The organism is Clostridium sp. AF34-10BH (assembly GCF_003478095.1).
Classification (GTDB): domain Bacteria; phylum Bacillota; class Clostridia; order Lachnospirales; family Lachnospiraceae; genus Acetatifactor; species Acetatifactor acetigignens.
Genome location: NZ_QUEC01000050.1, coordinates 1 through 13,386, shown reverse-complemented (window position 1 = coordinate 13,386; position 13,386 = coordinate 1). Strand labels below are relative to the sequence as shown.

At 46.2% G+C, this 13,386-nt stretch carries 11 protein-coding genes; all 11 read right to left on the bottom strand.

Translation table 11 applies throughout. The features are described from left to right. Nucleotides 1-359: 359 nt before the first annotated feature. Nucleotides 360-1,103: a hypothetical protein gene (locus tag DWZ61_RS18820; protein ID WP_147354740.1), complete on the bottom strand. Its 744-nt coding sequence runs from the start codon at nucleotides 1,101-1,103 to the stop codon at nucleotides 360-362. A 4-nt stretch (nucleotides 1,104-1,107) separates the two neighbouring features. After that, nucleotides 1,108-3,282, bottom strand: coding sequence for a hypothetical protein (locus tag DWZ61_RS18815; protein WP_118540049.1), 2,175 nt, complete (start codon nucleotides 3,280-3,282; stop codon nucleotides 1,108-1,110). A 34-nt stretch (nucleotides 3,283-3,316) separates the two neighbouring features. Continuing rightward, nucleotides 3,317-4,600: a GTPase HflX gene (hflX, locus tag DWZ61_RS18810; protein WP_118540048.1), complete on the bottom strand. Its 1,284-nt coding sequence runs from the start codon at nucleotides 4,598-4,600 to the stop codon at nucleotides 3,317-3,319. Nucleotides 4,601-4,624: 24 nt separating this feature from the next. Further along, the gene (locus DWZ61_RS18805; protein ID WP_118540047.1) at nucleotides 4,625-6,121 is read right to left on the bottom strand and encodes a HAMP domain-containing sensor histidine kinase; all 1,497 of its coding nucleotides are present in this window, start codon (nucleotides 6,119-6,121) and stop codon (nucleotides 4,625-4,627) included. Beyond that, the gene (locus DWZ61_RS18800; RefSeq protein ID WP_118540046.1) at nucleotides 6,105-6,788 is read right to left on the bottom strand and encodes a response regulator transcription factor; all 684 of its coding nucleotides are present in this window, start codon (nucleotides 6,786-6,788) and stop codon (nucleotides 6,105-6,107) included. The genes DWZ61_RS18805 and DWZ61_RS18800 overlap by 17 nt, the downstream gene beginning before the upstream one ends. A 103-nt stretch (nucleotides 6,789-6,891) precedes the next feature. After that, complete coding sequence (locus DWZ61_RS18795; protein WP_022312780.1) at nucleotides 6,892-7,488, bottom strand: hypothetical protein; 597 nt, start codon at nucleotides 7,486-7,488, stop codon at nucleotides 6,892-6,894. Then, on the bottom strand, nucleotides 7,488-8,492 hold the full coding sequence (bsh, locus tag DWZ61_RS18790; RefSeq protein WP_118540045.1) for a choloylglycine hydrolase: 1,005 nt from the start codon (nucleotides 8,490-8,492) through the stop codon (nucleotides 7,488-7,490). Before bsh ends, DWZ61_RS18795 begins: the two co-directional genes overlap by 1 nt. A 294-nt stretch (nucleotides 8,493-8,786) precedes the next feature. Further along, nucleotides 8,787-9,938 (bottom strand): DNA/RNA non-specific endonuclease, encoded by a 1,152-nt coding sequence (locus DWZ61_RS18785; RefSeq protein WP_347475466.1) that lies wholly within the window; start codon nucleotides 9,936-9,938, stop codon nucleotides 8,787-8,789. Between the two features lie 228 nt (nucleotides 9,939-10,166). Further along, nucleotides 10,167-11,558 carry a group II intron reverse transcriptase/maturase gene (gene ltrA / locus DWZ61_RS18780; RefSeq protein WP_118540044.1) on the bottom strand — a complete coding sequence of 464 codons (1,392 nt, stop codon included), beginning with the start codon at nucleotides 11,556-11,558 and terminating at the stop codon, nucleotides 10,167-10,169. 803 nt (nucleotides 11,559-12,361) lie between these two features. After that, on the bottom strand, nucleotides 12,362-12,613 hold the full coding sequence (locus DWZ61_RS18770) for a hypothetical protein (protein ID WP_118540042.1): 252 nt from the start codon (nucleotides 12,611-12,613) through the stop codon (nucleotides 12,362-12,364). 289 nt (nucleotides 12,614-12,902) lie between these two features. Continuing rightward, nucleotides 12,903-13,244, bottom strand: coding sequence for a hypothetical protein (locus DWZ61_RS18765; protein WP_022313296.1), 342 nt, complete (start codon nucleotides 13,242-13,244; stop codon nucleotides 12,903-12,905). Nucleotides 13,245-13,386: the final 142 nt, after the last annotated feature.

The following is a 13,386-nucleotide window of genomic DNA, read 5'->3' as shown; positions in this document are numbered from 1 at the left end:
GCGGCAACTCTGATATCTTATCATAACCGCTTTCGTTTGTCAACAACTTTTTTGAAATCTTTTTTTCGTCTTGGAAAACTTTGTTTTCCGTGACAGATATTTATGTTAACATATCTGTCAGACTTTGTCAACAACTTTTTTTAAATCTTTTCAAGTTTCTTTCTAGCTGTTGTGTTGTCTCGGCGCTGCCTCAACAACGAATCTGAGTATATCACCCTGTACCCCACTTGTCAACATTATTTTGCATATTTTTCAAACAATTTTGCAAAAGCAGTAAAAAAGCCCATAATCATGGGCTTTTTTGTCATTTTGGATCTTATTGTCTTTTCTCTTTTTCTCATAATTTACAGTATATATGCCTATAAAAGTTGAATTGTATATTCATTTGATGTATTTTTGAGACGAAGAGAAATGTTTTGTATCCCATTTGCCATATCTTCATTTACTTCCAGTAGCAGGACCAATCCCTGTGTCTCACCGGGAGCCATGGTTTCCACATACGTAGACATGTCATTGGGCAGCATTGTGGTCAATGCATTTCCACGTGTGCCGTCATTTACAGTAATGATGTATCTGGATGCGGTACTCAGAAAATCAACATTTTCCTCCTGGTCTGTTCCGTTGGTCAGTTCAAAGTTCAATATCAGAAGCTTTTTCCCGGTGGATGCATCCAACGCAAAATAATCCTCTGCAGATCCGTCCTCCGGATAAGAGTCTGCTATCTGGTAATCTCTGTATGTCAAGGTCACTCCCTCCGCAAGTCCGAAGAAATCCTCCAGACTGGTGGTAATATCCTCCTGTGCGGTAGGTGCCTTGGCTTCTGAAGCAGTCGATTCCGCAGGCTTCTCTTCCGTCTGTGCATTCTCCTGTCTTCCGGTTTCCTTGGCCGCGTCTTTTTCCAGTTTTGCAATGACGATTTCCGGGTCCACGAGACGGCTCCGGTGATTCGCATCATATTTTAAGAGCGTTACCGCCGCATATTCTCCGACTCTTTGTGATTCCGCTTCTGTCAGATCCGGAATTTCATTTCCGCAGGCTGTCATGCCAAGCGCCATTACACACAATAACGCTCCGCATACAATCCTCTTTTTGTTTTCTGTCATTCTTCTATCCTTCCCTGTCTGTTTTTCCATTGTTTCCTGTATTTTTCTCAAGTACGATATAAATCCCGGCAATCGCCAGTGCGATCACACCCACTGCAAAGAAAAGGACCGTTTTCTGCAATACCGGTGCTCCCCAGTAATCATATAATGCTATTTTACCACAAGTGCACAAAGAAAGCACTAGTCCATATATTCTTACCGGCTTATCTTTTTTCAAAAAGCCCAGTGTTACACTTACCAGCGCAATCAGCATAATCAGAACACTATTGATCACGGGAACATTGGTCTTAACGATCAGTGCCATATAGGTCAGAAAGATCACAATGATCAGTTCTCTGTGTTTAAACTTCTTATAGTATCTCTCCTGCAATGTCAGTACCAGATAAGCCAGTACAAACACAAACATGCACAGATAAGTAAGATAAGAGTTCCGGTACACCGGATTTGCCAGAGCGATCAACGCTCCGATCTGCCCCACCATTACAGATACATTAAATACCAGGATGTTTTTCCCGCGCATATATTTCACATTATTAAACAGCAATATACTTACAAACAGGATCCCCGCAAAAGCCGGCAGCTTTAGCATCGGCATCAAATTGGCCGCTGCAAAAAATGCCAGGGAAAAAGTAAGCAGGAGCTCCTGTATCGTTGTCCATCCATAGACCAGGAACATACTGAGGATGGTTCCCGCAAGGAGCAGGTATGCATACGGTATTTCCTTTCCGTTTGCCAGAAGTTCAATACAGTACAGTGATGTAACGATCACATCCAGTGCCCTCAGTCCGCCTTCCGCAAAACGGGTCAGTATCTTCGTCAGTAAAAGCAACGCTGTCAGGCATATGAGTATCGGCCAGTTACTTTCTATTACAGAAAAGGCACATACCGCAACAAAACTGAAAAAGTAACAGGGCAGCCATTTTTTCCACGTTCCACGTATGGCAATTCCCGCAAGAACCGCGACTACAAACGCCATTCCCGTCAGGGCGATGATTCCGATATACGCGTCGTTCTCCGCTCTTCCCCAATAATTGTTCATCGCCGTACCGGTTGTAATTCCGGCTACCAGAAGAAATGCTATATAGATTGCCAGCAAGCCGTTTTCATTCACTGCATGGCCCGCCTGTTTTTCTTTTAGTATGTAATTGCTCTGCACTACCAGGATCAGATGTGCGATCAGGAAAAAGGTTCCAAATGCAGCTGCTGTCACCCAGACCGGCATTCCCTGTGTACTGATCACACAGGATACCGTTACCGGGAAAAGGATCGTAGTGCTGACAAGTTGTATCAACTGCGAAGCCGTATGATATCTTCTTACCGGCACACAGATGCTCAGTACACTCAGTAACAGAATCAATGCCAGCACCAGCAGGCCTTCCGGCTCCGAAAGCAATGAAGAACCGAAAAGCGGATACGCACAAAGCCAGCATGCTGCGATTCCCAGCATTCTGTGTATCAGGGAATCCCTTTTTCTGCTCAGTAAAACCGTGCCCACTGTGATCACTGCAATGATCGCCGCTGCAGGAAGCATACCGAAATTATGTAGGGAAATCGTATTGATCATGGTCGACAGATATAACGCCGCTATGCCGATAGCCGAAAAGATCCGGGCCAGTTTCGGAAGCTTTCTGTGGATCAGTAATTCTGCGATCAATACCACTCCCAGGGAAACTGCATATAAAGAAATACCTTTGATCCAGCCGTTCATAAAATACATACCAAGCAATACCAGTGCGGTCAGAATAAAGATTCCGCCAACCACCGACAATGCAATGGTTGCGACCAGATATTCCGCATTCTGCTTCTTCTGTGCCGGAGCCTGCGTCACCGGTGCCTGCACCTGTTGCATGGTAAACTGCCCCACTGGCTGTGTCTGTGATTGCCCGGCTGTCTGCTGTTCTCCGGCGGCTGCCTCCTGTGGTACACTCTGCTGCGGCACAGATGACTCCGCTCCGGTTTCTCCGCCTCTGTTTGCATTAATCTGCTGTCTCTGGTACCAGAATTCCACGCTTTTATCCAGTTCTGCCTGTAGCTGTTCTACATATTCCGGCTGTCTCTGTATTCTTGGAAGTAATTGCTGTAAATACCTGGTAAATATCGGATCATTGGACTGCATCAGGTATTCTCTTGCCTGTTGTTCCAGTCTCTTTGCTCGTTCCTGTTGTGTATTGGTCTCCATCTTTTATCCTTCCCTCATTGTAATTTCTGTGATCTTATAACACTATATACTCTCTGTATCTGTCCATATCCTGTCTATGGCAGTCCGCATGGATCAGAATACCGTCCTCCCTATACTCTCTGGAAAGTATCTGCGCCTGTTCCATCAGATAGGAAGCCACATTTCCTGCACTGTACGGGATCAGAAATACGCACTCTGCATTATCCGCATAGACTTTCTGTTCAACAGCCTCTGCCAGTTCACGGATACCGATATTCTGTCCTGCCGCCAGATACCAGTTGTCCTGTCTCTTTTGCGGCAGTGGTTCCATCCCACATTTGTCTACCTTATTATACACTATGATCTGCGGAATGTCACCTGCTCCCAGTTCTTTTAAGGTATCAGCAGTTACCTGCATCTGCTGTCTGTAATTTTCATCGCTGAAATCCACCACCTGGATCAGCAGATCCGCATACTTCACCTCTTCCAGTGTAGAGCGGAAGGCTTTTACCAGTCCGTGGGGCAGCTTGTTGATAAATCCAACCGTATCCGTCAGGAAAAAGGGCTTATTATGTCCGGTATCCACACTGCGGACACTGGTCTCCAGTGTAGCAAACAGCATATCCTTTTCCATGACCGTTTTATCCGGCAATTCGCCGAACTGCTCTACCATACGGTTCAGAATTGTAGACTTTCCCGCATTGGTATATCCTACCAGAGCCACCTGCGGGATACGGGACTGCTGCCTCTTTTTCCGCTGCACCTCTCTGGTACGTCCCACATCTTCCAGTTCCTTTTTCAGTTCTGTGATACGATGCTCGATCTTACGCCTGTCCAGTTCCAGCTTTTTCTCACCGGTGCCTTTATTACTCATGCTGCCACTGGCACCGCCCTGTCTGCTCAGTGCATCATACATTCCTACCAGTCTCGGCAACATATATTGCAGTCTGGCTGTCTCCACTTGTAATTTTGCCTCTCTTGTCTGGGCCCGGATGGCAAATATATCCAGGATCAGATTCGTCCGGTCGATGATCGGCAGTTCCAGTTCATTTCCCAGATTTCTTACCTGCGAAGGTGTCAGAGAATTATCAAACACAATCTCCTGTGCCCCGCATTCTTCTGCCAGCCTGCGCACCTCTGTCACTTTTCCGGTGCCGATATATAACGCTTTATTGACATGATCCAGCCGTTGTACAATCTGACCGGCCACTTCTTTTTCCGCAGCTTCCGCCAGACTTGCCAGTTCCTCCATGGAACGCTCAAAATCCGGTTCTTCACCGACATCCACACCGACTAACAGTACCTTTACCGGTGCCTCCTGTATCTGTTCTTCCCTCATATAAAAATATATCCTTTATATTTACTATTTTGTCTCTAACTCAAACCAGAATTCCACGCCGTTGTTGTAATTGTTCACACCGAATTGCTGGTTCATGGATTCCATGATGGCCTTCACGATAGACAATCCCACACCGCTGCCTCCGTATTCTCTGGTTCTGGCCTTATCCACCTTGTAGAACTTCTCCCAGATATGGTGGATAGAGTCCTCCGGGATTGGTTTGCCTGTATTGAATACAGATACCCGTACTTTGCCGTCCTTTTGTTCCATTTTCACTTCGATGATCTTATCATCTTCACAATGATTGACCGCATTGGAGAAAAAGTTCATGAACACTTCTTCTATTTTAAATTCATCCGCCCATGCATAGATCGGCGGATACTCTTCCATCCGCACAGTGATCTCATGCTGTTTTGTCAGAATTGCCGCTGACTGGATATAATTTTTCACCAGCGCCGTAAGGTCGAACCGCTCCATGGCCACCACATCATTACCAAATTCCAGCTGGTTCAGGGTCAGAAGCTTTTTCACCATGTTGTTCATCTTCGCCGCTTCGTCCACGATGACATCACAATAGAACTGCCTGCTCTCGGGATCGTCATTGATCTCCTCCTGCAGCCCTTCCGCATAACCCTGAATCAGCGCAATGGGGGTCTTGAGTTCGTGGGATACATTGGCCAGAAATTCCTTGCGCATTTCGTCAATGGCTTCTTTTTTCTCCACATCCCGTTGCAATTCATTGTTCGCTGTCTTCAGTTCCGAAATGGTTTTCTCCAGGGAATCGGACAACTTATTGATATTCTCTCCCAACAGATCGATCTCATTATGTGCCTTCCCCTGATATTTTGCCTCAAAATCCAGCTGTACCATCCGTTCCGAAATATTATTCAGTTCCAGGATCGGCTTGGTCACACTTCGGGAGACGAACCAGATAATAATACCACCCACCATTGCTCCCAGACATCCTGCAAGGGCATAGAAGCGGTTGGCGATCTTTGCACTCTCCTGAATACTGGAAAGAGGTGTCTGCATAATAAAAGAAATGCCGGTATTCAGTCTTCCGTAGATTTCCAGATATTCCTTGTCCTCCTGTCCGGTTCTCTGGATCACATAGTCATCGCCGTTCTCGATCACCCTCTGGTCATTGAAAGGTATGCTGAGTCCAAATACATAACCGATCAGGCGGTTTTCCAGTCTCTCACCGCCGTTGATGGACACATATTTCATATTGGAATTCACATCCATAACGCATACCGTCATGTTGTAGCTTCTGCACACATCATCCAGTTCTCTGGCAAATTCTTCCGTGTCATAGCTGTCGCTCTCCGCTGCCTGCTTGATGGTTCCGTAAGCATCATGAATAACATCCAGTTTGCTCTGCATATAGACTTTTCCCAGAAATAAATAGTTGATCATCAGGCACAGCAGGATCGTACCGATCATCAGGCCGATAAAGATCCAGGCAAACTGTCCCCTGATAGAATGTACTTTTCTCTTTTGTTGTTTATTCCGCTGTTTCATCCATCTTGTACCCCATGCCCCATATGGTCTTTATGAGATTGCCTTCCTCGCCCAGTTTGCTGCGCAGTTTTTTCACATGTGTGTCTATGGTACGGGCATCCCCAAAATAATCATAGTTCCACACATTGTTCAGGATCTTTTCTCTGGACAAGGCAATGCCTTTATTTTCCATAAAATAGGTCAGGAGTTCAAATTCCTTGTAACTTAGATCCACATCTTTTCCATCAATGATCACGCGGTGTGCCGCCTTATCCACGGTAATGCCGCCGCAGGTCAGAGCCTCTTCCTGTCCCAGCTGATTTGTTCTGCGCAGGATTGCTTCCACTCGGGCCACCAGAATCTTGGGACTGAAGGGCTTGGAAATATACTCGTCCACTCCCAGCTGAAATCCCTGCAGTTCGTCTCTCTCATCTCCGCGGGCTGTCAGCATGATGATCGGTACTTTGGAGTTCACCCGGATCTCCCGGCACACCTGCCAGCCGTCCATCTTCGGCATCATCACATCCAGAATGATCAGTGCAATATCTTTTTCTTTATAAAAAATATCCAGTGCCTCCTCACCGTCACCGGCTTGCAGCACATCAAAATTGCTCTTTACCAGGAAATCCCGGACCAGCTTACGCATTCTGCTCTCATCATCTACTACCAGTACTTTCAGTCTGTCCATACACCCTCACCCTCCTATCTTGAGATAGTAACTATTCAGCCCCATTCGCAAAATCGCCTCTTCGAGGCTTTCCTGAATACTTACACTATAGCGTGTAAATATGTCAATTTTGTGAAACTTCGGTCTCTATATGTAATTCTCTTTCCTTTTCCCGTACCGTCTGCTCCCTCTGGGTCAGTTCCTGCTCCCAGGTGGCATATTTGTTCTGCAGATTTCTTTCATAATTCAGGACATTGGGCTGATCGGAATTCAGCGTGATGATAAACATTGCAATAATTGCAATGACCATCACAATATTCATAATAAGAGACAGCCGGAACGTCGTATTTTTATTTTCTTCCGGTGCCGGTTTGATTCTTCTTCTGGCAGGAGACGTTTTTTCCCTGGTGTCCGCAAAGTTCGTCCACAGAGGGATAGGTGGAATCTCTTCTCCCAACAGATCCTGCTCTGCTTTCAGTTCTCCCTGCAATTCCCTGAGGTATTCCAAACCTACCGGAGTGCGGAACACCCTGTCATCCAATGCTTTTTTATAAATAACCAGTACGGACTCCAGATTTGTCCGATCAATCCGCTTATCCAGATAAGCAATCTTCTGTCTCTCCTGCTCTGCCAGTCTGGCATCTTTCTCTGAATAGAATGCAAATCCGGACACTACATGATCCGTCCGGTTTTGCTGTTCCTGTTCTTTCTGTACATCCATTACTGGTTTTCCTCCGCGCTTCCTGCTGCAGCATTCTGCAATAAAATATGTTCTCCCTGTACCAGCGGGTAATGGACAGGACAATCACTGTCCAGATTCTCCCGGTACATATCTACTGCAGTAATCTGATGATTTTCATAGGTCGTATAATAGTAAATTCCTCTGTCTGCATTGCAGCAGGAAGTGTAGATAGTGATCTCATACTCCCCTTTGTCCAGCTGACAGCATCCTCTGGTCTGATCCACGCTCCCCAGAATATGGAAAAACTGGCTGACGCTCTCCGACTCAGACAATCCGGACAGGGAATTCATCTTCGTGAATGCCACCCGTACAAAACGGGATGCAGAAGACAGATCCCCGGGCAGTCCCATGGCTCCCATGCCTCTGCTGTACGGCTTCAGCTTCAGATCTGCGGAAAAACGGTTTGTCGGTGATTCGGAGGACAGGGACATATAATCGTTCAAACGAAACATCTGGATTGGAAACGGGGGATTGTTCGTCAATACTCCCACCGGGTTGTCATAGATATTCAGTCCCTCCTGCACAGACTCGATCGTAATGGCCTCTTCCTTGTCTGCCAGAATCCAGTGCAGTGGAGAAACCGGATATTTTTCATTAAAGGGCGTATCCACCAGATTGATATGGGATAACAATACTCTGGCTTCCTGCACATTGGCACACTGCCCCAGAATCCAGGGGATGAACTCAAACTGGGCGATGTTGTCCTTACCTGTCTGCACTTTGCTGTATACTGCATTTCCCGGGAAATTCAGTCCCGCCATGCCGAGTCCTTTCTCATTCACTGCATCATAGTACAAAGGATAATCCCCTGCCATATGAGCAATGCCGATCATGGCATAATGCTCCGTCAGGGCATTCTGATGCCGTAGCGGAAAAGGATAATTGCGTGGTGTTATCGTTACCTCTTCCCCATAGTTAAATTCATAATCAAAAGTTCTGCCGAAATAAAAATCCTGTGATCTATAAGTTGCCGCTGTACACATAACATATACTCCTTTATTCTGATTCAAATAGATATAGAAACTAGTCTTAGTCTATAGCATTTGCAGAATGTTTGCAAGTATACGAAAACTGTTGACGCAAATATGCCATTGCGATAACATAAAGACCCAAAAAGAGTACTACTGTACAGCAACCCTGGTTAGTCCGATCCGGGAAAGTTAATATCTATCGCAGCAAACCATATTCTTATCTTTACTAAGCAAATAATAAGGAGCTTCGAGGCTGTTATCAGTATCTCGAAGGTCCTTTTCTGCTATATCTAATTCACTTGCCGATTAAGGATTACACCGCTTACAGGGCATATATCCCATATTGATGATATCTTCTCTGTTGCCGGTATATATCTCTTTGTTTTTCTCCTTCATCTGATCCACGCTGGAGCAGGACGGATAGTGGAATTTCATGGTGTTGGTATTCAGCACATAGGTAGTTTCCTGTGATTCCTGTGGCACTGACGGTTCCGGTGTGATCTGCACCGTAGTGTCTGTCTGGGGTTGTTGTGTCGGTGTTTCTATCACAATGGGTGCTGCCGCTTCCTGGGATGCCGCGTTGCTCTCCGCCCAGTTATCTCCGGTGGCATAGTCAATACCGATCCCCGGCTGCACATTGTAGGCAAATACACAGAAGCAGATACCCTCCCCGGCATCTTCCACAGAATAGGCTTCCATGAGGACACCGTCTGCCAGCAGGTTATCCCCGTCAAATATGGGAGTGACACGGTACAGGACATGATTCCCTGTATTTTTGACATAATCGCAGACTTTCGTCTCAAAAGGGAGCATTCCCTGCACGTTGAGATATCTGGTTCCTGTGATCAGGTTCTGCGGATTGGCGTTTTCCGCCGCAAGCATGTAGGCAATCAGGTGGCAGCGATTGTATAGGTATTTTCCGTCCACGTTATCGTATTTCACCAGATGCCATCCGGTAGGCTTCACGGCTCCGATCTCCCCTCTCGGTTCTGTCGGCATCAGGTCCTGTCCTACGTTGGCATATGCCACGCCACAGCGCCCCAGGCTGTCCAGCTCGCTGTATGTCTCGAAGGACTGTGTGGTCAGATCTACCTCTGTGAAATAAGGTTTGTTGCCATTGACCTCTGTATAAGGCGTGCCGGAGTATGCCGGAATCTCCCGGAGGGAAAATGCTGACGTGCCCTCTCCTGTCGGAACGTCTGTTGCAGATGTAACCTGCTGCGATTCTTGTGTATCCGAAGCGTTTTCCTGTGACTGTCCGGATTCGGGTTCCGATGCTGCAGTCTCCGATGCTTCCAGCAATTCGTAGGGGATCGTCGCCGGCTGCTCTATCGTATAGGTATTATCCTGCGGCGTGATGGTGCTTTCCGCACAGCCGGTAAATGTCAATAGCAGTACCAGCCATAATGACAATTGTGTTATCAAACGTTTCTGAGATCTGTTGTGTTTCATTTTCATAGCTTGTCAATTCCTCCCTTGTAAAACTCTTTGGAAATTATACCACTTATACTGAGTTTTGTTGACTTTTTCAGCAGATTTGGGTATATTACAGTCAAAAGAGATAGCCTTCCCTGAAGATCGTTCCGGATATTTGGTTGAGGCAACATGAAATGCAATCGAGTAGGAGGCGGTGATTAACCGCCGTCCTCTCACACCACCGTGCGTACCGTTCGGTACACGGCGGTTTCAATAGTTGACGTGCATGGACTGGTACGCTGTCGCTAAATCATAGTAGCCCCAGCTTATCAGTCTTTCTTTATTCAACGCCCAGTTTACCGCTTTGTTCCCGGCATTAAACCAGTATCCTTTGCGGTCATTGGCGATTGTTGCCGCATAATGACTGGCTACTCCCAGTCCGATTAGTTTTCTCATTCTCGTTCTGGGTAGTTTCCACTGCTTCCAGATACACATCCGTATCCTTCGGTACAGCCATCCATTCAGGTCTTCGATGTTTCTTTTCATGTCTGCTATACTATAGTAGTTCAGCCATCCCCTCATATAGATTTCTACTCGCTTCATGGCTTTCACTATACTTCTGCATCTGCTCCGGGAAGTGAGCCTGCGCAGGTTTTCCTTGGCTTTCTTCCATGACTTTTCATGCACACGGATATAGATTCCTTTTCCGTTCTTCCCATAACAAAAACCAAGGTATTTAAAATTTCGTATTGCAAACACACTGACCGTACGGCTTTTCTCCCGGTTCACCTTCAGTTTCAGCGTCCCTTCCAGATATTTCGTACTGCTCTCCAACAACCTCTCAGATGCCCGTTCACTCTTCGCTAACAGTACGATATCATCTGCATAGCGGATGCACGGTACCCCTCTTTTGTTGAATTCCTGGTCAAACTCATTAAGATAGACATTGGCTAACAGCGGGGAGAGATTTCCTCCCTGCGGCGAACCTTCTTCCGTCTTGACCACTACACCGTTTTCCATCACTCCGCTTTTCAGATACCTCTTTATCATCTGAATCACTCTTTCATCCTTTACATCTCTGCGCAGGATATTTACAAGGAATTCATGGTTCAGCGTATCGAAATACTTGGACAGGTCAAGGACGACCGCCCTTGTATATCCCTGTTCTGCATACTCCTTTATCCTCTGAACTGCATCTTTTGCACTCCGTTCCGGTCGGTATCCGAAACTTCCTTCTGCGAACTTCGGCTCATAAATCGGTATCAGCTGTTGTGATATCGCCTGCTGGATAATGCGGTCTGTGACGGTGGGAATACCAAGCTTTCGTACTCCGCCGTCCGGCTTCGGGATTTCCACTCTTCTGACCGGGGACGGGGTATAGTGCCCTTTCCGTATCCTCTCTGTCAGTTCATGGCTATGTTCCTTCAACCACGGAAACGCCTCTTCGATAGTCATTCCATCTACTCCCGGCGCTCCCTTGTTTGCCTTCACTCTTTTGTAAGCTCTGTTCAGATTGTCCTTACTCAGTATCTTACCTAAAATGTCTGGCTCTGCACTGTCTCTTTCTTTCCATATCCGGTTGAATGAGCGATGCGCTCTTACATACCCTTTACGTTCCGCGCTGTCTCTCTGCAAGCAGCTTTCCTTGTTTTCTGCATCCATCTGCCCATTCCTCCTTTCCGGGTCATACTTAAGACTCCTATTGATTCGGTCCTTCACCTCGAACGGATCTTGTTCCGTTTGGCTACTATGACCTCTGCTGACTTCTGTGCGTTCAGCATTGCTTTATGCAATGGTTACCTCTTTCAAAGCGTACCGCACAGACCTCCCTAGGTACCACACGTTTCTTCCTCTCCATCCATCTGCCTCATTTATCATGCATGATTCCGTGTAGTTATTGGGCTTCGATTTGGCGTGCAACCTTACCCTCATGCATAACCTCATATAAGATTTCTGTCCGTCAGACCAGAGATTTGCCCATGAGTTAGTATTTTCCTCACATCCAGCTTCCTTCAGATTCCACCTCACGATGGACACCCTTGCCTTCGGCTATATCCTTCCCACTACCGGGCGGATTCGGGACTTTAACCCGTTAGAAACGTGCGCCGCTAGGCGCACACACGAAAAATAAAAAGTGCCATATTTACGGCACTTTTTCTATGGAGTTATCTGTGTCAATGTCGAACACTTTCTGTTAGACTTTTTGTCCTGGAGTTCTGTGATCTCCGTTAGCGTATCCAGTTCAATGGTTGTTCTGTCATCGCAATACCACCATGTAATAACCAAACGGTCATTATATACATATGCATTGTCAAACCCAAAGCCGCTTACAGCGGTGCAAAGCAGGTTTTACTATGCTTTCGGAAGATGCGACCCTACGGGCAGCAATGCAAGGCAGGGAATCCTATTTAATAGAAGATATAGGATAAGAAAATGATAATTTCCCTGTAGAAATGATAATGCTGCTAGTTCTGCTCTGGCTTGCGTAGATTCTTTATCTTCTTTTCAAAGAATCTCCAGAGTTCTTCGCCATTCTCACGTAGCTGTACATATTCCTCTGCCCATTGCAGAACCAGCTTTTCATTCTCCGCAGACTGTGTAGCTATTGGAGTTTCATAAGGCGGTATCCCGCTATCCAAAGTTTCTGCCACTCCCCACATTCTGCAAATCCGCATCGCTGTTCTGTAGATTCCTTCTTTTTGCGTGTTGCCGCTCATCCGTTTTTCTCCTTTGCATCCGTTTTTTCTGATAGTCCACGCCGCCGTCTGATTTCATAAAAAAACATACATCCGACTTGTTTCTAAAACAAACCCAGATGTATGTTTAAATTTCTTTTTGCACTTTCCCAAAGTTGAAACATACATCTGAACCTGATCTCTTCTTTTCCTGAATTATCAGGCAAAAAAAGAGACACAAGTAACTTGATGTCTCAACCTACTCAGAAATTAGCACACTTTTTCGGTTTTGTCAAGAGGATGGGCGGGTTTTGGGGGAACAGGCTTTTCTCTATGCCTGTTCACACTCAATGCGGAAAATATAGTAGCAGGCAAAATTACCGAAAATCTTTCGATCCGCTTCCAGCTTGCTGATGTCCGGCACATTCACCCCGTTGTTCTGTAGATAACGGAAATAGATACGGACGCTGTCCATGAACCGGTTGTGCTGGCTGGTGCGGTAGCTGTCGTTCTCGGCTTTCTCTTCTCTGCTCATTTCACTGAACCGATACCGCATCGTTGCATACTTGTAGGCAAACTCCTTTACATCTGCATACAGTTCTGCGGCAGTCTCGTCCTTTTCCTTCTGCGCTTCCAGTACCTGATATACTTCCTCAAACTTTTCAAATTCCATGCTGCTTTCTCCTTTCGCTTTCCCTTACTTTTATCCTGTATTTTATTATGAATGTTCCGACACAGGATGTCAAATCTTCTTCCTACAACGTTCGGGTAAATTTACTGTAGGAAATTAATAGACAGAGCATCCTTGAGATATG